Origin of the sequence: Roseibium sp. (genome assembly GCF_048261595.1) — a bacterium.
Taxonomy (GTDB): Bacteria; Pseudomonadota; Alphaproteobacteria; order Rhizobiales; family Stappiaceae; genus Roseibium.
This window is the reverse complement of record NZ_JBLXFW010000001.1, coordinates 786,973-813,262: the sequence shown is the minus strand read 5'-3', so window position 1 is coordinate 813,262 and position 26,290 is coordinate 786,973. Positions and strand designations below refer to the sequence as shown.

The window sequence follows — 26,290 nt, the reverse complement described above, 5'->3', positions numbered from 1 at the left end:
GGTTCGATTAGCAATACAATCAAGGTCGCTATGCAAGGCAATCCGACGCGGACACGAACCGAAGGGGTGATGGACGTCATTCGTGAGCGGCTGGCCAATCGCACGCTGTCTCCCGGCGATCGTCTACCGTCGATAAGACGCTTGGCGGCGACGATGGGCGTCTCGCCGTCTACTGTTGTCGAAGCCTATGACCGGCTTGTCGCCGATGGGGTCCTGCGATCACAGCGTGGCTCGGGTTTCTACGTCTCGAACAGGGGGCTGCCTCCATTGCAGCTGGCCGGACCCAAGCCGCCGGAGATCCGCGAGGTCGACCCGTTCTGGGTCTCGCGCCAGTCGCTGGATGCTGAAGAAAATGCGCTGAAACCCGGCTGTGGCTGGTTGCCGTCGGAGTGGATGCCGGGAGCGGCCATGCAGCGGGCCCTGAGGGGAATTGCGAGGTCCCAATCCCATCATCTGACCGACTATGGATCGACCCGTGGCTCCCCGGTGCTTCGGCAATTGGTTCTGGCCCGAGTGGCCGCGGACGGATTGGTAGCAACCCCGGACAACATAGTCCTTACCGGCTCGGGAACGCAGGCACTCGACCTTGTGTGCAGGTTTCTCCTGCGTCCGGGCGAAACGGTTCTTGTCGACGACCCGTGCTACTTCAACTTTCAGGCACTGCTGCGCGCTCATAAGGTCAAAGTCATCGGTGTTCCAATGACACCCGAGGGGCCGGACGTCGATGCTTTTGAACATGTGCTCGAGGCCGAGCGACCCCGTCTCTACATAACCAACTCTGCCATTCACAACCCGACCGGGGTTACGCTGGCGCCACATGTCGCCTACAAGCTTCTGTCAGCGGCCGAGCGCTACGACCTGACCATTGTCGAGGATGACATATTCGGCGATCTCGAACCCGAGCAATCCACCCGCATGGCGGCGCTGGACGGCCTCGAGCGGGTAATCCGCATCGGAAGTTTCTCGAAGACCTTGTCGGCCTCCGTGCGCTGCGGCTACATCGCCGCACGTCCAGACTGGATCGACGGCATTGTCGATCTTCAGGTGGCGACGAGCTTCGGCGGGCCGAGCCCGATTGCGGTTGAAGTCATCACACAGGTGCTGAAGGGCGGAACCTACCGCAAGCACATGGAGGAATTGCGCCGCAAGCTGTCGATAGCCCGGCGCGAGGCGGTGAACCATCTGGCCGGGCTTGGCGTTCATCCCTGGATCATGCCACGCGGCGGGTTCTTCCTGTGGTGCCGTCTGCCCGACGGAGTGGATTCCACCCGGCTGGCTCGGGACGCCATGAAGAAGAACGTGGTTCTTGCCCCCGGAAACGTCTTCAGCGTGTCTCAGTCGGCAAGCCAGTTCATGCGGTTCAACGCCGTCTACACGCTCGATCCCCAGGCAAGAAAGACCCTTGCCGACACACTGGCAGAGTTGCGCAAGGGACTGTAGACACCGGCTACGAAGCAGCGTGGCGGGCTTGTTCTCCCAATTACCCGCGGTCTTCCGCCTTCCCGGGTTGAGGGTAGGGCTTTTGTGCCCCATATAGGCGTGAAAGGTCTGGCGTTCTGGCGGCACGTTTCACTTCAACCTATTTGGAAGACACATGGATTCATTGACGCAGTTCGTCCTCGGTGCCGCCGTTTCCACCGCAGTTCTCGGCCCGAAGCTGGGGCCTCGCAAGGCGGCGATCCTCGGTGGTGTCCTTGGCACCTTGCCCGATCTCGATGTCTTCCTGCCGTTTGATGACCCGGTCGACAGCTTCGTGCTCCATCGCGGCTGGACGCATTCGCTGGTTACGCATGCGCTCGCCGCGCCTCTGATCGGTGAGGTCCTGGTGCGCCTTGTGAAACCCCTGCGCGATCATCGCTGGGCAACCTGGCTCGCGGTCTTCCTCTGTCTCTCTACCCACGCGCTCCTCGACGCCATGACGATCTATGGAACCCGTATCCTGTGGCCGCTCTACAAGGATCCGGTAGGCGTTGGGTCGGTCTTCATCATAGATCCACTTTATACGCTGCCGCTGCTGGGAGTTGTCATCTGGGCCCTATCTCGAAAGACCTGGACGTCTGCGCTGGCAAGGGGCACTGCGGCGGCGCTGGTCTTCTCGACCGGCTATCTTGCCCTCAGTGCGGGGCTGCAAGCTCACATGGAGGCTCGGGCCCGCACGGTTTACGAGAACGCAGGTCTGCAACCGGACAAGGTCCTTGCCATAGCCGGTCCGTTCAATACCGTGCTCTGGAAGGTGATCGGCGTTGAAGGTGACGCCTATCACAATCTCTACCTGTCGCTGCTCGACGGAGACGAACAGCCGCAGATCTACAGCCATCCGCGCCGTCCGGATTTGACCGCTTGTCTTGAGGACAACGAAGCCTTCGAGAAACTGGCCTGGTTCAGCCGAGGCTTCTTCAAGGCTGAAGAGGTTAGAGGTCGGATCGTTGTTTCAGACCTTAGGATGGGCATGACACCGGCCTATGTGTTTCGCTTTGCCGTAGCGGAAATCGAAAGCGCGGGTGCCAGGGAGATTACGCCGGTACGGGACATGAGCCATAGGGCAATGTCAGATGGCGATGGCGACTGGCTGGTCGCCCGCCTCATGGGCAACATGGTCGCCCGTGCGGCCGAACTGGATGGCAGTTCTGAAGATCTCAGTGCAGGTCTGAGGATGAAATGTTCCGTCGTACCTTACGTAAAATAATTTTTCAGTGCTTTTGAAGACTTGGGAACATTACGTCACTCCGTATAAGTAACGGTGTGAATATTTCTGAATTATTGAGTATTTAATTGGAAAATTTCACGATGAGGTGAGATTTCAAATTAGTGAAAATACGAAAATAGAAGTATTCTCGTTAGAATATTCATGAAAACCGTAGGTATAACACCGTATGTCTTGGTTAGTACAAGCTTAAGGGGTGCCGTTGATGCTGGCAACTATGTGAATTTCCGGGCCCGGTCACCGCGACCCCGGGTTCGACGGCAACGAGAGAGCGCATCCATGGCCAAGCCAGTTTTTCTGACGGGAGTTGAAAGGTTTTTCGGTGAGGACGACATCATCGTCAGCAAGACGGACCTGAAAGGCCGCATCACCTACGCCAACAAGCTTTTTCTGGATATCGCCGGCTACACTGAAAAAGAGGTGATGGGGCAGCCTCACAGCATGATCCGTCATCCTGGAATGCCCCGTTCCGTGTTCAAGCTGCTTTGGCAAACCATCGAAGGGGGCCAGGAGATATTCGCCTATGTGATCAATCGGGCGAAGAATGGCGACCACTACTGGGTCTATGCCCACGTTACGCCGAGCTTTGCCTCTGACGGATCGATCGTCGGATACCACTCCAATCGCCGCGTTCCGGACAAGCACATCATCGAAGAATTGATCGTTCCGATGTACCGGGATCTGCGCGAGGAGGAAGCGCGACACGCGAACCGGAAGGAAGGGATGAATTCGGCAGAAAAGGTCATCCTGGACATGTTGGCCCAGAAAGGCGTCGGTTATGACGAATTCGTCGCGACGCTCGGTCAGAACCGCCGCCGCGGCTTCCGCTAATTCCTTTGGTTTCGGACTTAAATCAACGTCTTTCGGGTAACTGACATGTTTTTCGGTCTCAAGCGATCATCCCTGAAAAAAGCCACCGAAGTGTGCCGTGCCGTAGCAAATGGCGACTTCGAAGCGCGCATCACCAACATCGATGAGACGGGAGAGGCAGCGGAGTTGATGCACACCATCAACCTGCTGATCGACCGCACTGACGCTTATCTGCGCGAATCCAAGGCCTGTCTGGAGTATGTCAGCCGGAACCAGCATTTCCGTCTGATCGTCGAAAAGGGCATGGTCGGCAGCTTCAAGGATGCCGCCCGCAGCATCAACACCGCCACATGGGCGATCAAGGAAAAGCACGAGGGCTTCTGCAACATTGCGGCTGACTTCGAGCAACAGCTCAAGGATGTCGTCGGCTCCGTGTCGGAATCGGTCGATGAGCTGAATACGGTCGCCGTCAGCGTCGCCGATGCCTGTACGACCACCAACGAGAAGTCCCTGATTGTTGCATCGGGTGCGGAAGAGGCCTCTGCCAACATGCAAAGCGTTGCCGCCTCCACCGAAGAGCTGACCAGTTCGATCACCGAGATCAATCGTCAGGTCGTTTCCGCCGCCGGGATCGCGTCGAGCGCCGTGGCGAAGTCGAACACGATGAGCAAGGAGATCGACAGCCTGTCGAACATGTCGTCAAAGATCGGGGAAGTCGTGCAGTTGATCAATGAGATTGCGTCGCAAACCAACCTCCTCGCGTTGAACGCGACCATCGAAGCAGCGCGGGCTGGTGAGATGGGGCGTGGCTTTGCCATCGTCGCGCAGGAGGTCAAGGCCCTGGCCGGACAAACGGCAAATGCGACGGAAGAGATCAACATGCAGATCTCCGGTCTTCAGGAGGCAACGCACAGAGCGGTCGATGCCAATCAGGAGATCAGTGAGGCGATCGAACGCGTCAGTTCCATTTCCGAGGCGATTGCGGCTGCAGTTGAGCAGCAAACCGCAGCGACCGGCGAGATCGCGCACAACGTCGAGGAGGCCGCAACGGGTGCGACCAACGTCACCTCCAGTATCGTTGGCGTCCAGGAGGCGACCGCGGGAACGAAGCGTGAGAGCGAGCGGGTCGTTGGGGCGGCAACCCGGCTTCAGGATCAGGAGCGCAGTCTCCAGACGCTGCGCGATGGAATGAACGAATTCCTCAAGCAGGCGACGAAGGTCGGCTAGGGAAGCGTTATCGGATCTCCATGGGGCAGAGCTGCATTTCGATCAATTGCCTCACCGGAGCAGTCCGGTGAGGCTTTTTGTTTCAGGCGGTCTTGCCAGGTTTCGCCTTTACCCACGTGGCCACCACATTCTCAATGATCTTGTGGTCTGCGTCCTTGTCAATCTACAGGGAGGCTCCCGGGTGTGGCTGAGCGACGGGCCACGTCTGCAGCCGACGGATTTAGGGCCGTCAATCGGCGTTTACGCGCAAGGCAGAGCTGAGCCAGACGCTCGGCGCGCAGCCTTTCACCCGCAGGAATTCCCTGTTGAAATTCGATTTGGTGTTGAAGCCACTGGAATAGAGGGCGGTCGTGACTGGTGACCCGGCTTGCAGCAGGGCGCAGGCATGCGCGATCCGATGGCCGTTGATGAAGCGGGAAACATTTTCCCCGGTCGACCGGTTGATCGCCGCTGACAATTGCTTTTCGGGGACTGTGAGCTTGCGTGCCATCTGCCTTAACGACAGGTTCGGGTCCAGGTAAACTTGACCTCCGTCCATCAGGGTCTGGAGCTGCTCCATCAAGGCCGCATCGTCCGAACCTTGCTCCGGATGGCTCCCGTCCGTTGGCGAAGTATCAGCGTCTCTTTTCTCGCTGGAAGACGGTACTACGGGGCTGGCTCCTATCTTCAAGACATCCGAAAGGTTCAGCAGTCCGATCAGAAGAAGGAACAGGCTCGAAAAGATGGAAATGATCCATGGGCGCAGCCAGCCAAGCCCCACAACGTAGACCACAGTAATCAGGAGGTCGCTTGCGGCAGAGGCAATCAGCGCGATGCCCATCCAGCGCCAGAGCGTAATCGCTCGGTTGTCATTGTCGAGCCGTACTAGTGGCAGTCCATCTGGCCCCTTCCGCAGCTGGCTCAGAAGCAGAATTCCGTAACCGGAGAAACCAAGCACGAGAATTACGTCGAGCATTTCGCTTCGAAGAATATAGCTGACTGCAATGAGGAGCGGCGCGAGGCCATGGAGAGCGTCGGGAAAGACCTTCAGCGGACGAACGGCGGTGCTCAGGAACGTGAGATAGGCCAGGGCCGGAATCATCATTGCCGTCACTGGCTGCACCGGCGCAAGCACTGCCAGATCATAATACTGAGTGAGCGATATGAGCAGCGACTGACCTGCGCACAAGGCAATGAGCCCCACGACCATCTTCGGCGTTTCCTGCTCCAATGCAGCCCTGAGACCGAGAAACGCCAGAATCAGAGCGGTGAAGAGGGGAATCGGAAGAGAGAGCATGGCGCCTTACTTGCGTTGGTCGAGAGACCTTGAGGGTTCTGAAACCGGTTCCCGGACGTCCTGAAACCGGATTGAGGACGCCGATAGAGACCAAATTCACAATTGTTCAGGCCGTGATTGAGCTCAAGAGGCATGGACATGACTTTTCCCAAACTTCCCTCGATTTCCGGCGCTTTCCAGCAGATGAAGCCGGTCCTGCTATGCGCAGGGCTTGCCGCATTGCTGTTTGCGCAATCCATGAATGAAAGCCATGGTGTCGAACTGCCGGGCTATGACCGTTTCGACATAAGGTCAGCCCATCGGAGCCAACTGATGCAAGCCTCGGTCTGGTATCCGGCTGGCTCCAGAACCTATGCCGTTCCGGTCGGCGACTCGCCGCTCTTTCACGGAACGCGGGCTCTGATCGGTCCAAAGATTGCGGAGGGAAAATACCCGCTCGTGGTTCTGTCCCATGGGTCCGGCGGCAATATGGACAACCTTGGCTGGCTATCTTCGGGGCTGGCTCAGCGCGGAGCGATTGTACTTGCAGTCAATCATCCGGGCAGCACGTCCGGTGACAGCTCACCGCGCCGCTCGGCCCGCTTCTCGGACAGGGTTAGGGATCTGTCTGCGGCCTTGGATGTCTTCCTGAGTGATCCGGAATTCGGGCCGAAGGTTGATCGGTCGATGATCTATCCGCTCGGGTTTTCCCTGGGGGGGAGCGCGGCCTTGCAGAGCGTCGGGCTGGAATTGAAGGCGGAAAAGATCGGCGACTATTGCGCAGAGAACCCGGTAGCGCCGGGCTGCGATTTCTATGGCAAGGGAGGTGTCGATTTTCGGAAAGTCGATATCGGATTTACCGACGGTAGCTACGGCGACCCCCGCTTTTCCGGAACCATTGCGGTTGATCCGGGCTGGCCCTTCGCCTTCACCAGGGAGAGCCTCTCGCAGATGGAAAAGCCCGTACTGCTTATCAATCTGGGCAATCAGGACACCTTGCCGGAGATGGTCAATGTCGGAGAAAGAGGGAGCGGGATGGCAAGCCTCCTGCCGAATGCGACCCATGTTGAAATCGCCCCTGCCGAACATTTTACCTTTCTCGCCCTCTGCAAGGACAAGGCCCACTTTATCCTGATGGAAGAAGGCGACGATCCAATCTGCGATGATCCTGAAGGGGCGGACCGCGCAGCCGTGCATCGTCAGGTGATTGACGCGATATCCGGCTTCTTGAAGCTGTCGGTTGGTCGTGACGATTGACACTATCTTGAGAACGAGAAAAGGCGGCATCGGCCGCCTTTTCCCGCAAGTTTTCATAAATCCCCTAGGCGTCTTCGGCGACCTTTGCTTTTACAAGCCTTACGACCACATTCTCGATGATTTTGTGGCCGGCATCCTGATCCAGCGACATGATGCTTTCGGGATGGAACTGAACGGCCGCGATCGGTTCCTTGTCATGCTCGATCGCCATCACGACACCGTCTTCCGTTTCCGCAGTCACGCGCATGTCCGCCGGCAACGTCTCGCGCTTGGCGTAGAGCGAATGGTAACGCCCGACGATAACGGGGGCATCAAGGCCTTCGAACAGCAGCGAGTTGCCCGAAATCGTGATTGGCGACGGCTTGCCGTGCATCGGTACTTCCAGCTGACCGAGCTCGGCACCAAAGCTTTCAGACAGCGCCTGAAGACCCAGGCAGACACCGAAGATCGGCAGACCGCGCGAGCGTGCACGTCCGATGGTGGCTGCGCAGTCAAAGTCCTTCGGATTTCCCGGGCCGGGGGAGAGCACGACCAGATCCGGATTGACGTCGTGGAATACATGGTCCGCAACAGGCGTTCGGTAGGTCACCACATCCGCTCCTGTCTGGCGGAAGTAATTGGCCAGCGTGTGGACGAAGCTGTCCTCGTGATCAACGAGAAGGATCTTCAGGCCCTCACCCGGCTTGTGCTTCTGGGTCTTGTCTTCGGTCTTTGTGGCAAGACCTGCCTCGCGCACGGCCGCGCGCATGGCTTCGGCCTTTAGCTCGGTTTCGGCTTCCTCGTCCTCCGGAACGCTGTCGTATAGCAGCGTCGCTCCAGCGCGGATCTGGGCAATGCCGTCCTTGATGCGCACCGTGCGCAAGGTCAGGCCGGTGTTCATGTCGCCGTTGAAGAGCACGGCGCCGATGGCACCGCCATACCACGCCCGGGGAGACTTCTCGTTCTCCTCGATGAACTCCATCGCCCATCGCTTCGGAGCACCGGTGACGGTCACAGCCCAGGTGTGGGAGAGGAATGCATCGAGGGCGTCCATGTCCTCGCGCAGGATGCCCTCGATATGATCCACAGTGTGGATCAGGCGCGAGTACATCTCGATCTGGCGACGGCCGATGACCTTGACCGAGCCGGGAACGCAGACACGGCTTTTGTCGTTGCGGTCGACATCGGAGCACATGGTCAGCTCCGCCTCGTCCTTGGCCGAGTTCAGGAGCTTGCGGATCTGCGCCTCGTCCTCGATCGCGTTCTTGCCGCGGCGGATGGTTCCCGAGATCGGACAGGTCTCGACCCGGCGGCCACCGGTCACGCGAACATACATCTCCGGCGAGGCGCCAACGAGATACTCCCGGTTTCCGAGGTTGAAAAAAAAGGAGTAGGGCGACGGGTTGATCTGCTGCAGTCGGCGGGAAACGGCCGACGGAGGGTTGGGGCAGGGCTCGTAGAAGGTCTGCCCCGGCACGGTCTCGAACAGGTCGCCACGGCGGAAATAGTCCTTGGCCTTCTCGACGAGCTTGGCATATTCGCCCGGCTCATGATCGCCCCGGCCCGGGTCCTCATTGGCCGCCATGTACTGGCTTTTCTCGCCCTCGCGCGGCAGTCCGGCGGTAGTCTTGCCGTCGACCTCGAAATCATATTCCAGCACGTAGGCGCGCTTGCCGTGGTGGTCGACGATCAGGATCTCGTCCGGCAGGAACAGCACCACGTCTCGTTGGTCGTCCGGGCGGGTCAGTTTCAGGTCGATCGGCTCGAACTGGAAGGCGATGTCATAGCCGAAGGCGCCGTAGAGACCGAGCTGGTCGTCGGCACAAGCAAACATGTTCTTCAGCGCCCGCACGATGGAAAAGGTCGACGGCTGGCGCGAGCGCTCCTCTTCCTGGAACACCCGGTCGGGCTTCCTGACGGTAAGGTCGATGCGCTCTTCGTCGGCCGAGAACGTGGCGATGTCCGCATGCGACTTCAGCAGGCGGGCGACCGCCGGGATCAAAACCTTGCCGCGCTCGTTCAGCGCACGAATCTCGACTGTTCGATCGGATGCCTCCATGACGAGTGGCGGGTTGACCAGGGCCATGTCCCAGCGTGTGTAGCGGCCGGGATATTCATATGAGGAAGAGAGAACCGCGCCACGCTCGGCGTCCAGCCTGTCGATCCATTTCGACGTGCCGTCTTCATAGTCGGCGGGACGGGAGGAGCGGCGGATCGTAAATCCGCCGGGCGTTTCAAAGCTCTGGTCGGCCAATGCCGGCATGTCATTCATCCTTATGCGCGGGCATGGTTGGAAACACGCCCAGGGAAGGACCGTCTTGGCCCCGGGGTGTTTGCGATCTTCGCGTCGCAAGGGTCCGGAACCCGGTCATGAAAAACTGAAGGCCGCCTGCGGTATCCCGCGGCGGCCTTCAGTTTGCTTCGATCACGTCAAGACATGGAAAAGCGCTGGCCGCCGTTAGACGCCCCGCCACCACCAAGTCTGTGCCGTTACCGTTTTCATGCCAAAGTGCATAGCGGATCGGGCATGGAGAGGCAATGGGAAATGCGGTGCGGCGTTGCGCACAAGGTTCAGCTCGCCCGCCGCTTGTCCGTTGCTGTCAACTCTGCAGTGAAATCGGCGATGTGATCGGCAATCCGGCGCGTAGGCTCCCAGCCAAGGGCGCGTGTTTTTTCGCTGACCACATCTGCCGTCATGCGATTGCCGGCGCGGGGAGGGAGCATTTCAACCTCGCCGCCGAACATCTTGGCGATTTCGAGAACAGTGTAGGCCTCGTCGCTGCCGATGCCGAACTCATCACCATAGCCATTCTCGCCGACAAGTACGATGCCGTCGATGATGTCATCGATATGGGTAAAATTGCGTTTCTGCGAGCCCGGGGAAACGACGGTCAAGGATTCGCCCTTGCGAATCTTTTCCTTGAACAGGGCAATCAGTGTTGCGTATTTGCCGGTCGCAATCTCGCGCCCGCCATAGACATTGTAGAAATAGGTAATGGCGTAGGGAATGTTGAACCAGGTGCCGTAGTTCATCACCAACTCGGTGTTGGTCGCCTTGGTCCAGGCATAGGGGCTCTGGCTGCGCCCAAGGCCGCCGTCGCCGAACTTGGTGCTGCTTCCGGCATAGACGAGCTTGGCGCCGGTCTTGCGGCAGAACTGAAGCACGGCAAAAATACCGTCCTTGTTATACCGCCAGACCTTCTCGATGTCGTCGAAGCTTTGTTCCACGCGCGAATATTCGCCGAGGTGATAGATCATATCCGGCGTGAAATCGATCAGCCGCTCGATATCCGACGTTTCGCCCTTTATATAGGCCACGCCCGGGACGTGATTGTCCTCGCTGCCCATTGAATAATTGTCGAGTGAGTGAACCTCGTAGCGGTCGTCTTGGACTAGGCGTTCACACAAGTGCGAGCCGACAAAACCCGCCCCGCCTGTGACCAGAATTTTCGATTTCAAGTTCGGCTCCTGATTGACTTTTAGGTCGGCCTGCGAACTTCAGATCACGGCAGTTACGGCCAGACACAAAGGCATGATCAAAGAAGGCGAGCAAGCTCTTTCGAAAATGCTTCTGTGTCAATGACTAGATTTGAAGAGTAAGGCACTTGAACGCGTGTTTCGGGGCAGGCAAACATGTAGGAATATCTGTGTCCGAGCGCTGCCGAGAGACTGAAATAGCAAGCGTTAATCGTGTCATCGCGGGGGAAGATTTCAAGCAGCTTGCTACCCGCTGGCATGAAAAGGGTGTTGGTCAAGCCCGCGCCATGGGGCGCGATGACGATCTCTGCCTCGTTGAAGGTTTTGACCTGCTCGATGAAGCCCAAGTCCTCACAATGAAGGACCTCAAACCCCGCCTCTTTAAGGGACGGTAGAATATCTTCTTCATTTACAATGTGGCGCATTCCAGCCTTGGCCCTGCTGATGTACAGGCGCCGTGTTGCCGGTTTGTCGTCCGAGAAGTGCCTGATGTAGCGTGCCGCTATCTCCTTCATGAGCGCCGGATTGTAGTTGCCCGTCGGAACGATGTGATCCGGGAGTAGGAACTCCTGAAAGCGAACCGGCATGGATGTGTCCACGAACTTCGGAGTTTGAATGGAATAGGCGGCAAGGGTCTGTGATAGGAAACCGGCACGTTTCAGCGTGGCAGGTAGATAGAGCTGGGCCTCTGGGAACAGCTTGAGAGTTGTGTGAAGCCTCGGTATGCAGTCGGTTAGCCAATGGAAGTAATTGTGACTCCAAGTGTCCGTGATCCAAAGCGCGCTTTTCCTAGTCTTCGCGAACGGCCTCATAAGCCAGTTCTTGTATGCTTCCCTGCGCTGTCTGCGCTTGTTAGGTGGACTGCCGGCGACAAAGGATTTCGGAAGAACCCGGTTGCCCTGGAATAGATAGCCCATCTTGCTGGCGTAAATGTTGTCAAGCGTTTGGATTGACGCATTTGGGGCGTGATATTCCATGTGTTTGTGGAAAAGAAAATAGTCCCGATCCCGCAGGTTTTCAGGCAGCGTCCTTTTGGTAAGGAAGGCGGAGGACAGAAATAGTGACGTCATTGGCTCATCTTTTGTAAGCTCGCATTCCTGCGGTCGCGGACATGAACGGTGGCACAAGGCCTTGGGGTGTCTATTTTGAATTGAAATGTCCTTCAAGGAACCCCTCCATGCTGATGTGTTTGCGTTGCGCTGCCCGGCGTTTGTCGGAGCCTGTTGCCCTTGCTACACGGGATGGTTTTCCTTTTTGATTTCAATTCCAGCCTTCAAATGTTAAGCGCGTAATATGAAAAAGTGAACCGCAACAAAAAGTGCCAGACGGGTGAAACCGCGGAGCATTCATCACCAGCGGCAAGGAATAAACATGGTTTGCGATAAGGCCGTTTTGCTGATTGTTTTCAACCGTCCGGACACGACCGTTCGGGTTTTTGAAGCGATACGTCAGGCCAAGCCTCCGCGTCTCTACATTGCAGCTGATGGTCCGCGCTTGGACCGCCCGGGAGAGGCTGAGCTATGTTCTCAGTCCCGTGCGATTGCCGAAAAGGTCGATTGGCCCTGTGAGGTCAAGACGTTGTTTCGGGATCAGAACCTGGGTTGCCGACTAGGGGTCAGCGGAGCGATCAGTTGGTTTTTTGAAACTGAGGAAAGCGGCATAATCCTGGAAGATGACTGCCTTCCGCATCTGGATTTCTTTCGCTATTGCAGCGAGCTTTTGGACCACTATGTGGATGATGATCGAGTCATGGTGGTCAGTGGCGATAATTCACTGCCCGGGGCATTTCCATCTGACAAGAGTTTTGATTTTGCCACCCATCCATTTATCTGGGGTTGGGGAACTTGGAAACGCGCATGGCAAAATTTTGACTTCGATGTCTTTCTGTCCGATGATCACTCACTGCATATCAATGGCATTTCTCAGAAGAGTTATGTCCGGAATTATTATTTGGAAATATTTGAACAAATCCGCCAGGGGCATCTCGATAGTTGGGCTTATGTCTGGCTCTATTTTGTAACCAAATGCGGCGGACTTTGCTCTATTCCTTCAAAAAACCTCATCTCCAATATCGGCTTTGGCGAAGCTGCTACTCATACATTTAATCCAGACGACACACGCGCTAATCAGCCGTTCAAAGCGTTGGAATGGCCGCTTGTTTATCCTGCGGTTGAGGTGAACTCGGACCTAAACGAATCAATTGAATGCGATGTTTACAAATTTAAAAAACCTAAGGGCCCAATTCGCCGGTTCCGAAGGAAACTCAGCAGCATTTTGTTTGGTAAGTCATATTAATACACAACAAATACAAGTCTGACCTTTTCCAAATCGCAATACCACGCCGAATTAACGTCTCGATGAGCCGCTGTAGGCGCTGATCGCTATGCGCTGTTTTGATGCGCCTCTAGAGACCATCGCAATCGTGCTTCCTTCACTGTGAATGCAGCATCACTACTGGCGAACCAGTAGTACGCCACACCAAACACTTGGTGTGGCGGTCGTAGACAACATCACCCTACGAATCATTCTACACTTGATACAGAGTCACTGATGATCTCAAAACGACCTTATAACGGTCGTGCGATTGAACTGAACACTGCAGAAACGCGCCGAACGTGGTCGGCTGATAAGTTGTGATGGTTTGGAAGGTAGATGCCGTAGTCGTGGACCTTGTCAGCATTAGGTAGCCGACGCGGTCCCATTTCTCTGATCCAGAAGGGGTGCCTTGCGATGTTACCGCAGATAAGCGGACGACACTCGATAGCTTCGGCCTTCAATGCATGGAATACCTCAAGCCGGTTTTCGACGAGTGTTCCGTAAGCAAATGAAGACAGGGTGTCGGTTGCACTCGACTGACAGAAAAAATCTGGAAGTGCCTTCTTATATTCTTGGAAATTTTTCTGTCTAATTTCTACTATCTCATCAAGCTTTTTCAACTGGGAACGGCCGATAAAAGCTTGAAGATCTGTAGATCTGAGATTGAAGCCTGCATGATAGAAGGTGTAGAGGTTCCGGAACTCGTCGATTTGATTTTCTGCGGTCAAGCGCTCACGCCTTTCCGGCGCGAGATCACGCGACCATCCATGCGACCTCAGAGACAGCATGAGCTGAAAGAGATCGTAATCATCGGTTACGACCATACCTCCTTCGATCGTCGAGATGTGATGGCCGTAATAGAATGAAAACGAGCCGGCTAAGCCGTGGGTTCCAAGCTTCTTTTCTCCGATCGTACTACCGAGCGCTTCACAGCTATCCTCAAGCAAAAGAACATCATAACGGTCACAAATTTCGCGGATGGCTGCAAGGTCATTTGCGTGGCCAAGTACATGTACGAGGATTAGGAGAGCAGGGCGTTCAGTTCTGCAGATATCTTCAAGGTGATTGAGGTCCAGGCCCAGGTTCTGTTCGTCGCAGTCACATAGTGTCACGTCGAAACCAAACTGCATCAGCGGTGACACTGTTGTAACCCAGCTAACTGATGCAGCTACGGCCTTGTTGTTTCGCAGACGCCCAGATTCCTTCAGTGCATAGATCATCAGAAGGTTCGAGGATGATCCTGAATTGGTGAACACGGCATGCCCAGAACCCATCCAGTCACGGAATTCTTCCTCGAAGGCAAGCGTCTGGTCGGCTTTCGTCAGCCGATTGCCTGCTTTAATCCAGTCGCAAAGGTTTTCCAGTTCGTCGTGGGAAATGGTGTCTTCAGCAAGGGTGATGGGCTTTGGCATGATCTCTTACTTGAGCAGGAACGGGAGGTGTTGGCGGAGCCATTTGATGCGTTTGAGATCCTTATAGAAGACCTTGACGTCGTTGTAAGCGGCTGCAATTCGTTTTGTTTTTTCCTCATTCGCATAGGCGTCCACGGTGATAGAGTCTTTGTGAGATCTAAATTGCGCCAAACTTTCGGTCACAACGCCAACTTTTGGGTATCGAAGCATTGACAGCAGGGTGACAAAACAGTCGGGCCCTACCCCGTGATAGTAGTTGTCGCCCAACGGAAGCCTGCCTTGGTACAGAGCATCGAGTAGAACTTGCTTCCGGTAGACCGCTGCCGCGGGAGAGATCAAGCCTTGCAAGATCTTTTTCTCGATGACCTCGTTTTGATAAACAGCAGTTCTAGGCACCCAGTCGGAGAACTGCGTGCTCAGTGTCTTTTCTGTTTCATGGTCAAACACATCGGCCAAAGAGAATGTGAAGCCGACGTCATCGTCGAAAAGCGACACGGTTTTCTCGATGAAGCTCGGTGATAAGAGATCGTCATCGAATTGAAGATGAACAAATTCACCAGTGGAGTGAAGAACTCCGTCCAACCAGCAGAAATGCGGCCCAAAGTCTTCATCGCGACGCAAGTAGCGAATCTTGTCCCCGTAATTTTGCACTACCTCAGGTGTTCGGTCCCGAGATCCGTGGTCTACGACAATAATCTCTGCGGGATAAGTTTGTGCAAGAACGCTGTCGATGGCTTGAGGCAGTAAATCGGACCGGTTGAAGGTCGGAATCACCACTGAGACAGTTGGATTGGTTTCAAACATTTTTTTCTCTGCCATTCATTTCGAGAGCCGACGTTCTGAAGGTATTCAGCCGAGAGATATCTGCTACAAGTCGATTTTTTGGCCCCAAGTGCCGAATGTCGAGTGGCGCCTTAGTCAGTGATTGGACAAAGTCGCGGATCTTTAAAGGGGCGCCGGATGCAATATTAATGATGCCTCGATACCGGGAAAGTGTGAGCCGAACGATAAATTCAGCGGCCTCTTCTGCAGTTAAAAAATCTCGGACGCTATCTGCCCCGTGAAGCTCAAAGGGGCAGGTAAGGTCCTCGGTTGCCAACCTTCGTTCTATACTTGGGCGCAGAAACGAGCCCGTTTGCTTCGGGTCATGAATGGAAAAAACACGCCCTATCCCAAGTGTTAGGCCAGCGGCGGCACAGATATCAGAGATTGCCTGTTCAGCCATCAGCTTTGTTTTGCCATATACCGACACTGGTTCGGTTGGTGCCATCTCAGAGAGCGGGCTTTCGCTCGCCTTGTAGACATGACTTGAAGAGCATTGAAAGACATAGGGTTGATGACCGGCTTGGAGAATTTGATCAAGAAGATTGATTCCGCCGCCCACGTTGACGGCATAGGCTCTGGCCGGATCGGAGGATACCTGATCAACAGGTACTACGGCGGCCAAGTTAATCACTAAGTCAAGCTGCTCTAGTTTATCGATGAAACGTGCAAGATCATCAGGCTGGCAGACATCGCCCCTGAATGAATGAAGCATCGCTTTTGGCGCACATGCTTGCAATCGCGTTCTGACGTGCCTGCCAACGATCCCGGTTGCTCCGGTGATGAGAATGCTTTGGCTCATAACTTCTGCTAGTATTCTGTTAGATATCGAGCGGCGGTACGAAAGGAGATGAGCGAAGCAACTTCGCATAATAAGTCTGGGCGGTTGAAGTGCCCTGCTTAAACTTGGTTGGGTCTCGTGCAACCTTTAGGATTGCCTCCGCGAATTCTTGAGGCGTCTCAGCGGACAGTGCATTGCCATGGTCCAGGAATGATTGCATAGCCATTCCGCGCGTATGGACGATTGGAATACCAGCGGCAACCGCATCCTGAATTAAGCCCGAACCACGTACCCTATACTCACTTAGGTCATACGGCAGCAAAAGGAGGTCGCAAGAGGTGAGTAGCACCCGGAAGGAATCGGGTCCGGCGCTAGCCGGGTGAAGTTCCAGCCCATCGCGTCGCGTAATGTTGCCGTAATAGGGGCTGTCGGCAATATCTGGGGTGTCCGGTTGAATAGCGAAGACAATTGGTAGTTTGCTTTTGAGCCCACGGGGCGATTCTTCAAGCTCGCTCAGTGAATCTAAGATTGGCCCGATTCGACTACTTCCTTTGTCCTTCCGTGCCATGCCTAAAACACCAACTCGAAAGAGGTCTTGCTTTTCACGCACATGTATTGGTTGTTCCGGGGGGAGGCTGCATGGCATGAAAAACCCGCCCTGAACCTCTATGTTGTATTTTTGAGCAAGAAAATCTGCCATTTCGATCGTTTCCGAATAGAGATGGATTTGCGCTGAAAGAAGAGGGCGCACGGCCGCCAAGCGCTTCTCCAGCATCAACTCTTTAGTTTCCCCTAAAAGGTGATGAACGAAGCGCAGGTGAATCGGAGTTGAACAGTCACGGTGCCTAACAAACTGAACAGCCGCCTCTAGCTCGTCAATATCCGCCGTCGGGATGACAATGATGTCTTGGCTCGACAGGGAAAGCCTTTTGGCCGTAGCACGCAGGCCCTGAAGTAATGAGGAACCGCGCAGGTCGCTCACCTTGGCCTTTTTTGCAAGCCTCATACCTGCGCGAAATTTTTCGGCCATAGAGCCGTGGCGTATGCGGGCGATCTGCCTTCCTATAAAAATGTCTCTCGAAGAAATTTTTGCGTCTGCCCTCCCGAAGCTCTCATCATAGCAATCACCGGCAAGAAGGTGGGTTGAGTGCTTTGGGAGAATCTTTTTCAGCTGCCCTACTTGGGTCCAGTAGTGGCCACTATGGGCGATAAGATTCTTTTCTATGATTAGAAGTTTCCGTGTCTGCATTTTCGCTCCGATGTGAAAACTTACGAGCCAAAATAGTGAGCGATTGCCTTAAACGGCTCACGGACTAAATTGCGCCATCGCTTGCGGCGCGCTTTTCTCGCAAGCGCTGGGTTCATGAATTGCGAGCCGGCTTGTTCTACCGTTTGGTCTCGCAAGATTGGATCGGATGCCCATGGATCGTAGTCGATCAGCTTCATCGCCGCGAGCGATGGACGTAAGAACTTTGACGCTTTAGTATTCAAGAGGGAGGCGAAAAACGAGAAACTGCTATTGGATATCGCCAGCATGTCACCTTGTGTCAGAGCAATGAAGTCAAGGAAGTGCAACTCCTGCTCAGCAACCTGTGTAGAAAGTGAAGCCCTTAGGTTTGCGGACGTGATGACTTGGAACTCGTTGAAATCTTGTCCAATGCAATTGACGTCGTCGGTGGCTATGTAGACGACAAAGTTGCCAATCTCGCTTTTGAGCCGTTTGAGTTCCGCAATGTACCATTTGTTCGGGGCAACAAAGAAATGTGAGTAGCCATAGTCGCCGCGCCTAAGGTGTAAGCACACAACAGGGGCGTCGTAGGAGGAGAATACGCCGGCAATCTCCCGGCGGATGGACTCGTAGTGGCCGGTGAACGAGAATTCCTCGCGGATTTTGTCCTGGCGTCCGGCATAATAGCTTAAATTATATTGGAAATACCCTGATAGGTCGATATTGCATAGCGGTTGCGCTGAACCTGCAATCTCGCAGGTTTGGAAGTCGTCTGTCTGCTGCTCAACCCGGGGAAAGGGTGGCAGGTCATCCGTGCCTCTTTTGACGTTGAATATCCGTTCGCCGGTCCAATGTGATGTTTTGAATTCGAGTCCGTGCTTATCCGCGTAGGCGGAAAGGAACATGTACTGAAGGCAATGATTCGCAAACCGTCCCAACCGGCCAAGCTGGGAGAATGTAATCACGGGTTTGGTGTCATTCATCGATAAGAATCAGCACGGTGTTTGGGCTTTTTCGAACGTATAGATTCCGCATCCGAAATTAAATCTTCCGACTGCCTCACTGACCGGGGTGTTCGTGTGAAGATCACCGTCATCGTCTACATAGTCGAAGCGCAGCAGCCTCATTTCCGAGGAAATGACCGAAAGCTTAAAAATAAACTCCGGGTGGAAGATACGATGGGCATTGAAGTGAACTTCGTTTTCTTTCCCGATTGGAAAGCTTATGTAGAGTTTCCCTCCCGGCTTGAGCATGCGAACCAAGTTGTCGATGCCCTTGAGATGCCCGTTTATGTCCGTTGGATCGCCATAGCGGCCCATGCCGAAGTGTTCTATCGCATGAAGGCAGGAGACAGAGTCCGCTATCTCCTCTTCTACTGTTTCCATAAGATTTGCTTGCCGGAAAATAATGTTCTTGTGAGGTGTGCTCGGCAAAGGACGGACGTCAACAACCTCAATTGGACGAAAGGCAGCAACATGGGCGACAAAACCATCGATGCGTGAACCGACATCAATGTGCCGGACTGGGTTTTCCTCGAAAATGAAGGTTGCGACCAAAAGGTCCTGATGGAAATAGTGCCCCTTGTTTGACCCCGCATCCGCCATAAAATCCGACTTAATCGCGAAGTTCCGGTCGATGCGCCCACCGGCTGCCAACCAGCGTGCTTTCGACCGGTTGAATTCGCGAAGCGCCTCCTTCTCCAAAGGATTGGCCAGCAGGGGAGAATGCACCAAACGTTCAAGTTTCCGTCGAATTTTTTTTCTCATGCTTTGCTCTTCCATTACTCGTTCGGTTCAGGCGAAGATAAGAACCAATCGTATGTAGCCTTGATTCCCTCTCTCAGCGACGTTTGGGGCTCCCAGCCCAAGTCCTTGAGACGTTCGTTGTTCATCAGCTTGCGTGGTGTGCCATCTGGCTTAGAGAGGTCGTTGTTGATCTTGCCCTCAAATCCGACCACCTCGCAGACCAGCTCGGTGAGTTCCTTTATCGAGATATCCGCTCCGCTGCCGACATTCACATGCTCATGGCCGGAGTAATTCTTCAGCAGAAAAATCAGCGCTGCGGCACAGTCATCCACATAGAGGAATTCACGTTTCGGAGTTCCTGTGCCCCAGATCGTAAGTTCCTTTGCATCATTGATCTTGGCTTCGTGGGCCTTTCTGATCAGAGCAGGAAGTACGTGACTGCTGGTCAGATCAAAATTGTCGCCCGGCCCGTAAAGGTTGGTCGGCATGGCCGAGATATAGTCGCGGCCGTACTGCTTGCGATAGGCTTGGGCGAGCTTGATGCCGGCAATCTTGGCGATGGCATACCACTCGTTGGTCGGCTCAAGTGGGCCGGTCAAGAGGGCGCTTTCATCGATTGGTTGCTCTGCAAACTTCGGATAGATGCAAGACGAACCAAGAAACAACAGCTTTTGCACCTTCTGACGATGCGCTGCCTCGATGATGTTCGCCTCGATCATCAGGTTTTCGTAGAGAAATTCGGCTGGCCGGCTGTCATTGGCGAAGATGCCTCCGACCTTGGCTGCCGCGACGATAATCGCGTCGGGCTTGAAGCGTTTGACCCAGTCGAAGGTCGCACGCTGATCGCACAGATCCGCCGCCTCGCGGGAAGCAGTCAGGATCTCGCAGCCTTCGCTTTGAAGACGGCGCACCAAGGCGGAGCCCACGAGCCCCCGGTGTCCGGCAACCCAGATCCGTTTGCCTTTAAGGTCGAAGTGCCCGTTCATCGCCTCAGGCTCCCTTGTCGATCGGTGCGCTCCGCATGGTCTTCAGGTCCTCGCGAACCATCTCGATCACCAGATCGCCGATACTTGTCTCATGGGTCCAGCCCAGCTTTTCGTGTGCCTTGGTGGGGTCGCCGATCAGGAGTTCGACCTCTGTGGGCCGGAAATAACGGGGGTCGACTTCAACAAGTGTTTTGCCCGTAGCTTTATCGATGCCCTTCTCGTGGACACCTTCGCCTTGCCACGTGAGATTGATGCCAACCTCCTGGAAGGCCAGATCAACGAAGGTACGTACCCGGGTCGTTTCGCCGGTTGCCAGGACATAGTCATCGGCAGCGTCCTGTTGCATCATCAGCCACATGCCGCGCACGTATTCCCGGGCGTGGCCCCAATCGCGCTGCGCATCGAGATTGCCAAGATAAAGCTTATTTTGACGTCCCAGCTTGATGGCCGCTGCCGCACGGGTGATCTTCCGGGTCACGAATGTCTCGCCGCGCAGGGGGCTTTCGTGATTGAACAGGATGCCGTTGGAGGCATGGATGCCGTAGGCCTCGCGGTAGTTGACGACGATCCAATAGGCGTAGAGCTTGGCCGCCGCATAAGGGCTACGCGGATAGAAGGGCGTCGTTTCCCGCTGCGGGATTTCCTGAACCAGGCCATAAAGCTCGGACGTGGAGGCCTGGTAGAATCTGGTTTTCTTTTCCAGTCCAAGAATGCGGATGGCTTCGAGAAGGCGCAATGTGCCGAGCGCGTCTGAGTTCGCCGTATATTCCGGCGTTTCGAAGGAAACCTGCACATGGCTTTGTGCCGCGAGATTGTAAATCTCGTCCGGCTGGGTTTCCTGCACGATGCGTATCAGGTTGGTCGCATCGGTCATGTCGCCGTAATGGAGGAAAAACCGGGGGTCGGTGTCGTGCGGATCCTGATAGATGTCCTCGATGCGGCTCGTATTAAAGGATGACGAGCGCCGTTTGATGCCATGGACCACATAACCTTTGTCGAGCAAGAGGCGAGCAAGATATGCGCCGTCCTGTCCGGTCACTCCGGTGATCAATGCTACTTTGGCGGCTTGCGTCATTGATTGTCTTTCCTATCGGGTTTCGATATTCGGGCGCGATTTGATGCCCGCTGTGTAGCTCTTTTGCTCACTGATTCAAAGAGTGTCGGAGCATGGTACGAAAAACTTGCTGTTCATGCATTGGATAGTGTGGCTTCCGCTCCACAGACGCCACGAAGCGATCGGCGTCAGACAGTCGAAACCTGAGACTGAGGCATCATTGCTCCGTGCACAGAGCTGGCGCAGCAGCGCGGCGTTCCTTTCCATTGCAAGGATGCCTACGAACACAGTGTTCACCCTTATCTAGGGTAGAACGCCTTTTTTCCCGGGTCGGCGGAACATAGGTTGGGGCTTGGAACTGTGGGCGCGGGTCAGGTGCACCCGAAGAGCCAAAACGGCGACATGGATATCGTATGACAAGAACCATCGAACTCGGCCTCGATACATTCGGGGATATCACTCAAGGCGCTGACGGCAGGCTCAAGCATGAAGCCGAAGTGTTGCGCGACCTTGCCGAACAGGCAGAACTTGCGGATCAGACCGGCGTCGATGCGCTGAAACTTGGCGAGCATCACCGTGAAGATTTCGCGATTTCCTCGCCGGAGGTTCTGATGGCGTTCTTCGCTGCGCGTACGAAGCGCATCAAGGTCGCAACCGGCGTGACGGTTCTGTCCTCCGACGATCCGATTCGCGTCTTCCAGCGTTTTTCGACCATGGAGGCACTGGCGCCCGGTCGCATCGAGATCACCCTGGGCCGCGGTTCCTTCACTGAGAGTTTTCCGCTCTTCGGGTACGATCTCAACAATTACGAGGTCCTGTTCGAACAGAAGCTCGACCTGTTGGCGACGCTCTGGTCGAACGAAGTCGTCAATTGGGAAGGGCAGCTGCGCCCGCCCCTGAAGAACCAGACGGTCTATCCGCGCTTTGAAGGGCCAGGGCCGACGATCTGGGTCGGTGTCGGCGGTTCGCCGGAATCGGTGGTGCGCGCGGTGACTTACAATCTCAACATGATGCTGGCGATCATTGGCGGCGATCCGGCCAGGTTCAAGCCCTACGTGGATCTCTACCACAGGGCCTGTGACCAGATGGAGCATCCGGCGAAGCCGCTCGGCGTCCATTCCCCCGGCCACATTGCAGAGACCGACGAACTGGCGATCGAACAGCTTTGGCCACACTACAAGGCGTTTCACGACAGGCTCGGGCGCGAACGCGGCTGGTCTCAGATGGGCAAGGACATGTTCCTGTCGGAAGTCCGGCACGGATCCGTCTATTGCGGTTCGCCTGAAACCGTGGCGCGACGCATCGCAAATACAATGAAGACCCTGGGGCTCGCTCGCTTCGACCTGAAATACGCAACAGGGCCAATGCCGCATGCCCAGCTGATGAAATCCATCGAGCTCTACGGCACCAAGGTCATGCCGCTGGTCCGCGAGATGCTTGCCTGAAGGTGACTGGCGAGTGGGTCTGGCTCAGGCGGCTTCTCCTTGCTTGATGGCATCGCCTTTGCCCGCAACGGCATCATCGGCCCTGCCTTCTGTCATTTCATGTGATGCCGGGGCAGGGGAGGGGGTCTCGGCGCCCGCTTCGCCGTTGCGGTCCGCGCCTTCGTTGCCTGCGTCCGCGGCCTCGGTCTTGAATATCCGCTTGCCCGAGTCCTCGATCTTGGCGAAGGCGCTCTCAGCCATGAAGCCGGACAGGAATGCGATGAAGGCAACCATATAGGGGCTGAGTTCCACCCGGCTTACGCCGTCACCCCCACCCTGGGTCAGCATCAGCATGCCTGTACCGGCAAAAAGGAAGATGCCGATCGAGGCGGCAATGCCTTCGGCGACATTCGACAGGAGCCGGCTGACCCCGACATTGTTGTGATCGTTATGCAGGAACTTTCGGGTGAAGGAGACAAGCGACGCCAGTCCACCGGCCGCGATGGTGACGATCAGGGTCAGGATGATCGTCGGCATCTTGACGAAGGACAGAAGCGAACCGCCCAGAAGGTCTAGAGACGCGAACAGCGCGCGTCCGTCTTCCGGTATTTCGCCGACGATGGTTTCGCGGCGAGACTTCAATCCTGCGATCTGAGTGTTCTCGGAGGTGATCTGCAGGTCATGCCTGGATCGCTGAACGTTCTTTTGTGAAATCTCGTAGCGCAGCTGGCCGTGTTTGTCAGTGTAGGCGGCAAGGGTTGTCGTGACGCTGGCGACCATGACGTCCGCCTTGCCCTTGGCGGCGTCCTCGGTAAACGGATGGGTCTGCATGTTGGTGACGAAGCGACGGGTCTCGCTAAAGGAAAGCGGGGCCTCGGTGACCTCTGATCGGTCCTTCGACAATGCGTCGAGCATGGTTTTCTTGAGCGGACTGTCCGGATTGGGCGTGACAAGATAGAGAAGGTCCGCGAGCTGTTTGCTGACAGTGTCGGCCGTCGAAATGTTCAAGACCGAAAGATCCCTCCTTGCGGTTTCGATCTCGCTTTCGATCACGGTCTTAGCCTGGATCAGCTCCGTCAGCGTCAGGTTCGACAGCTTCAGCGCCGCGTCCAGCCGGTTCAGCTCCTCGATGTTGTGGATCAGCTTGTCCAGGTTTGGTCCGTTGGCCGACTGGGCATCGGCCGTCGTGCGCGTGATGTAGGCCGAGAAGCCGAACAGGAGCACCACAAGAAAGAAGACGAAGCCCCCGGCAACGAAAACCCCGATGCTTGTGTTCTTGACGGCGTTCATCTGTGTGAAATAGCTGGCCATGGCATCCTCCCCTGTTGCCTGCAACCTGAGTGCACTTCTCACGCACTTTCGCCCGTCGCGACGGACGCCAAGCAGTGACAATTTTGACGAACCTGCGTGATGTCTGCGTGATTGCGCCTTCTGGCAGGCCTGGGAGCACCCTGGGCGATGGCAGGCCGACATTGATGCGGAGCCGCCGGATATCGATGCCTTTCGCGTAGAAATCGGCCTTGGGGCGAAGGGGCAAACGCTCGAGTGCCTTGGAATTACGCTGGAATTGGTAGAGATCAGCTTCAATCTCGCAGGCCTTGACGACAAGTTCATCTTTTACGGCGAATCTTGCGCGCTGAGACGTATGGTCGCGCCGCGGACGGTTGGCGCTTGGAGAGCTTAAGTGGGGGCGCCGTTTCAGGCGCGGTGTAAATGGAACATTTCGATCTGATCGTGATCGGCAGTGGCCCTGCCGGACGGCGCGCTGCAATCCAGGCGGCGAAATTCGGCCGCAACGTTCTCGTGGTTGAGAAGGGACGCCGCGTCGGTGGGGTTTCTGTCCATACCGGGACGATCCCTTCCAAGACCTTGCGCGAGACAGTTCTGAACCTGACCGGTTGGCGCGAGCGTGGCTTCTACGGCCGTTCCTATCGGGTCAAGGAGGACATCAGCGCCGGCGATCTGCGCGCCCGCCTGCACATGACCCTTAACCACGAGGTTGAGGTTCTCGAGCACCAGTTTGCCAGAAACAAGGTTCACACGGTATCCGGTCACGCTCGCTTTGCCGATGCGACCACCATCGAGGTCGAAGGCGACGCTGGCGAAGTGATGCAGTTCAGCGCCGACAAGTTTCTTATCGCCGTCGGCACCAAGCCTTTCCGCCCCGACTATGTGCCCTTCGACGGAGAGTACGTGCTGGACAGCGACGAGATCCTCGAACTCTCCGAGCTGCCACGCTCGATCGCGGTCATCGGTGCGGGCGTGATCGGCGTCGAATATGCTTCGATCTTTTCCGCGCTCGACGTTCATGTGACGCTTGTCGAACCGCGCAACTCGATGCTGGACTTTCTGGACCAGGAGTTGGTGGCCGACTTTACGCACCAATTGAGAGATCGCGGGATCGCCCTGCGCTTCGGGGCCAAGGTCGAGAAGATTACGAAGAACGGCCCGGCCGATTGTGAAATCCGGCTTGAGGGAGGCCGGTGTATTCGCTCCAATGTCATTCTGTTCGCCGCAGGCCGGATGGGGGCGACACCGTCTCTGAATCTCGATGCCTGTGGACTTGAGGTGGACCACCGAGGGCGGCTGAAAGTCGACCCCATGACTTTTCAGACGAATGTCCCGCATATCTTCGCAGCGGGGGATGTCATCGGGTTCCCGAGCCTGGCCTCCACGTCCATGGAGCAGGGACGTATTGCGGCCTGCCATGCGCTTGGAGAAAAGGCCTACGATCCGCCGGAGTATTTCCCCTATGGCATCTATGCAGTTCCGGAGATTTCCACCGTCGGCATGACGGAGGAGGAGATCAAGGAGCGGGGGATCCCTTACGAATGTGGAGTTGCCCGTTTTCGCGAGACTTCCCGTGGTCACATCATGGGTCTCGATACCGGCATGCTGAAGATGATCTTCTCCTTGAAGACGCGCCGGCTGCTTGGGTGTCATATCGTTGGCGAGGGCGCGACCGAGCTGGTGCATATCGGTCAGGCTGTTCTCAACCTCAAGGGAACGCTTGAGTATTTTGTCGAGAACACCTTCAATTATCCGACCCTTGCAGAGGCGTACAAGATTGCGGCGCTAGACGCATGGAACCGTATGCCTCACCTCGAGCGATAAGGCGTCAGCCCGTCGAAGTTCGGTCGCTCAGGATCGTCTAGCGAATGTTATTGAGGAATTTGTCGAGGAGACCCGCAAGGGTCTCCCGCTCTTCGGCCGTTAATCCGGCCGTCAATTGCGTCTGGCAGTCGACATAGTCCGGCATCATCGCCTTTATCAGGGACTTCCCCTGTTGTGTGAGACACACCATCAGGGCACGTCGGTCGCCTGGATGCGGACATCGCTCGATATGACCTGCCTTTTCGAGGCGGTCGAGGCGAGCGGTCATTCCACCGGAACTCATCATCGTCGACTTGTAGAGATCCGTCGGCATCAGTTTGTACGGCGGACCTGAACGCACGAGCGTTGCCAGTACGTCGAACTCCCCTTGTTTGAGCCCGGCATCTTTGAAGATTGGCGCAAATTTCTCGGTCAGTACGAGGTGCGAGGCTTCATTCAGGCGTCCCAGGATCACCATCGCGTCCAGCCTGTCCGACAACTCTGGCATCTCCGCCTGCCATTGCAGTCGCGCCGTATCTGCCCGGTCGCTGATCGGCTTTTCTCCCTGGTCTGATCTGCCGTCGCTCATCTGCACCCGTTTCCCTCGATTTCGCGAAGGGCATCGAACTTGCCGGTGTCCCGCCTCTCTCGTGATGCATGCCTGCCTCGACCGATATTTGTCAACTGCCCAAGAATCTTTGTATAAAGTATCTTGATATC

At 55.9% G+C, this 26,290-nt stretch carries 22 protein-coding genes; 8 read left to right on the top strand and 14 right to left on the bottom strand.

Annotation, left to right across the window (positions count from 1 at the left end):
• The first annotated feature begins 69 nt into the window (after window positions 1-69).
• The 4 genes from ACN0SY_RS03585 (at window position 70) to ACN0SY_RS03570 (ending at window position 4,741) form a co-directional block, all read left to right on the top strand.
• Window positions 70-1,440, top strand: a complete 1,371-nt coding sequence (locus ACN0SY_RS03585; protein ID WP_417684520.1) for a PLP-dependent aminotransferase family protein — start codon at window positions 70-72, stop codon at window positions 1,438-1,440.
• A gap of 154 nt (window positions 1,441-1,594) precedes the next feature.
• Window positions 1,595-2,686 carry a metal-dependent hydrolase gene (locus ACN0SY_RS03580; protein WP_417684518.1) on the top strand — a complete coding sequence of 364 codons (1,092 nt, stop codon included), beginning with the start codon at window positions 1,595-1,597 and terminating at the stop codon, window positions 2,684-2,686.
• Between the two features lie 297 nt (window positions 2,687-2,983).
• Window positions 2,984-3,535, top strand: coding sequence for a PAS domain-containing protein (locus ACN0SY_RS03575; RefSeq protein WP_417684516.1), 552 nt, complete (start codon window positions 2,984-2,986; stop codon window positions 3,533-3,535).
• Window positions 3,536-3,580: 45 nt separating this feature from the next.
• On the top strand, window positions 3,581-4,741 hold the full coding sequence (locus ACN0SY_RS03570; protein ID WP_417684514.1) for a methyl-accepting chemotaxis protein: 1,161 nt from the start codon (window positions 3,581-3,583) through the stop codon (window positions 4,739-4,741).
• Window positions 4,742-4,970: 229 nt separating this feature from the next.
• Here ACN0SY_RS03570 and ACN0SY_RS03565 read toward each other — a convergent pair whose 3' ends face one another.
• Entirely contained in the window at window positions 4,971-6,017 is a 1,047-nt protein-coding gene (locus tag ACN0SY_RS03565) for a helix-turn-helix domain-containing protein (protein WP_417684512.1), read from the bottom strand.
• A gap of 138 nt (window positions 6,018-6,155) precedes the next feature.
• On the opposite strand from ACN0SY_RS03565, the gene ACN0SY_RS03560 reads away from it, so the two are divergent.
• Window positions 6,156-7,253, top strand: coding sequence for an alpha/beta hydrolase family protein (locus tag ACN0SY_RS03560; RefSeq protein ID WP_417684510.1), 1,098 nt, complete (start codon window positions 6,156-6,158; stop codon window positions 7,251-7,253).
• 64 nt (window positions 7,254-7,317) lie between these two features.
• Here ACN0SY_RS03560 and ACN0SY_RS03555 read toward each other — a convergent pair whose 3' ends face one another.
• The 3 genes from ACN0SY_RS03555 to ACN0SY_RS03545 form a co-directional block, all read right to left on the bottom strand.
• The gene (locus tag ACN0SY_RS03555; RefSeq protein WP_417684508.1) at window positions 7,318-9,495 is read right to left on the bottom strand and encodes an anthranilate synthase component I; all 2,178 of its coding nucleotides are present in this window, start codon (window positions 9,493-9,495) and stop codon (window positions 7,318-7,320) included.
• Window positions 9,496-9,803: 308 nt separating this feature from the next.
• Window positions 9,804-10,691 carry an NAD-dependent epimerase/dehydratase family protein gene (locus ACN0SY_RS03550; RefSeq protein ID WP_417684506.1) on the bottom strand — a complete coding sequence of 296 codons (888 nt, stop codon included), beginning with the start codon at window positions 10,689-10,691 and terminating at the stop codon, window positions 9,804-9,806.
• A 77-nt stretch (window positions 10,692-10,768) separates the two neighbouring features.
• Entirely contained in the window at window positions 10,769-11,779 is a 1,011-nt protein-coding gene (locus tag ACN0SY_RS03545; protein ID WP_417684504.1) for a glycosyltransferase family 61 protein, read from the bottom strand.
• Between the two features lie 301 nt (window positions 11,780-12,080).
• On the opposite strand from ACN0SY_RS03545, the gene ACN0SY_RS03540 reads away from it, so the two are divergent.
• Window positions 12,081-13,004: a glycosyltransferase family 2 protein gene (locus tag ACN0SY_RS03540; RefSeq protein ID WP_417684502.1), complete on the top strand. Its 924-nt coding sequence runs from the start codon at window positions 12,081-12,083 to the stop codon at window positions 13,002-13,004.
• A 272-nt stretch (window positions 13,005-13,276) separates the two neighbouring features.
• On the opposite strand, the gene ACN0SY_RS03535 is transcribed toward ACN0SY_RS03540, so the two are convergent.
• From ACN0SY_RS03535 to gmd, 8 genes are read right to left on the bottom strand one after another with little or no spacing between them, the layout of a single operon-like run.
• Entirely contained in the window at window positions 13,277-14,437 is a 1,161-nt protein-coding gene (locus ACN0SY_RS03535; RefSeq protein ID WP_417684500.1) for a DegT/DnrJ/EryC1/StrS family aminotransferase, read from the bottom strand.
• Between the two features lie 6 nt (window positions 14,438-14,443).
• Window positions 14,444-15,241, bottom strand: coding sequence for a glycosyltransferase family 2 protein (locus ACN0SY_RS03530; RefSeq protein WP_417684498.1), 798 nt, complete (start codon window positions 15,239-15,241; stop codon window positions 14,444-14,446).
• Window positions 15,234-16,061, bottom strand: a complete 828-nt coding sequence (locus ACN0SY_RS03525) for an NAD-dependent epimerase/dehydratase family protein (protein WP_417684497.1) — start codon at window positions 16,059-16,061, stop codon at window positions 15,234-15,236. The genes ACN0SY_RS03530 and ACN0SY_RS03525 overlap by 8 nt, the downstream gene beginning before the upstream one ends.
• 19 nt (window positions 16,062-16,080) lie before the next feature.
• A complete protein-coding gene (locus tag ACN0SY_RS03520) occupies window positions 16,081-17,289 on the bottom strand; it encodes a glycosyltransferase (protein WP_417684495.1) in 1,209 nt (402 codons plus the stop codon).
• Between the two features lie 20 nt (window positions 17,290-17,309).
• A complete protein-coding gene (locus ACN0SY_RS03515) occupies window positions 17,310-18,251 on the bottom strand; it encodes an alpha-1,2-fucosyltransferase (RefSeq protein ID WP_417684493.1) in 942 nt (313 codons plus the stop codon).
• Between the two features lie 9 nt (window positions 18,252-18,260).
• The gene (locus ACN0SY_RS03510; protein ID WP_417684491.1) at window positions 18,261-19,049 is read right to left on the bottom strand and encodes a DUF268 domain-containing protein; all 789 of its coding nucleotides are present in this window, start codon (window positions 19,047-19,049) and stop codon (window positions 18,261-18,263) included.
• The gene (gene fcl, locus ACN0SY_RS03505) at window positions 19,049-19,999 is read right to left on the bottom strand and encodes a GDP-L-fucose synthase (RefSeq protein WP_417684489.1); all 951 of its coding nucleotides are present in this window, start codon (window positions 19,997-19,999) and stop codon (window positions 19,049-19,051) included. The genes ACN0SY_RS03510 and fcl overlap by 1 nt, the downstream gene beginning before the upstream one ends.
• A 4-nt stretch (window positions 20,000-20,003) precedes the next feature.
• Window positions 20,004-21,074 carry a GDP-mannose 4,6-dehydratase gene (gene gmd, locus ACN0SY_RS03500; RefSeq protein ID WP_417684487.1) on the bottom strand — a complete coding sequence of 357 codons (1,071 nt, stop codon included), beginning with the start codon at window positions 21,072-21,074 and terminating at the stop codon, window positions 20,004-20,006.
• A 392-nt stretch (window positions 21,075-21,466) separates the two neighbouring features.
• Here gmd and ACN0SY_RS03495 point away from each other — a divergent pair, with 392 nt between their 5' ends.
• On the top strand, window positions 21,467-22,498 hold the full coding sequence (locus tag ACN0SY_RS03495; RefSeq protein ID WP_417684486.1) for an LLM class flavin-dependent oxidoreductase: 1,032 nt from the start codon (window positions 21,467-21,469) through the stop codon (window positions 22,496-22,498).
• Window positions 22,499-22,522: 24 nt separating this feature from the next.
• Here ACN0SY_RS03495 and ACN0SY_RS03490 read toward each other — a convergent pair whose 3' ends face one another.
• Entirely contained in the window at window positions 22,523-23,788 is a 1,266-nt protein-coding gene (locus ACN0SY_RS03490) for a hypothetical protein (RefSeq protein ID WP_417684484.1), read from the bottom strand.
• A gap of 402 nt (window positions 23,789-24,190) precedes the next feature.
• On the opposite strand from ACN0SY_RS03490, the gene sthA reads away from it, so the two are divergent.
• A complete protein-coding gene (gene sthA / locus ACN0SY_RS03485; protein ID WP_417684482.1) occupies window positions 24,191-25,591 on the top strand; it encodes a Si-specific NAD(P)(+) transhydrogenase in 1,401 nt (466 codons plus the stop codon).
• Window positions 25,592-25,628: 37 nt separating this feature from the next.
• Here sthA and ACN0SY_RS03480 read toward each other — a convergent pair whose 3' ends face one another.
• Complete coding sequence (locus ACN0SY_RS03480; protein ID WP_417684480.1) at window positions 25,629-26,159, bottom strand: MarR family winged helix-turn-helix transcriptional regulator; 531 nt, start codon at window positions 26,157-26,159, stop codon at window positions 25,629-25,631.
• Window positions 26,160-26,290 lie beyond the last annotated feature (131 nt).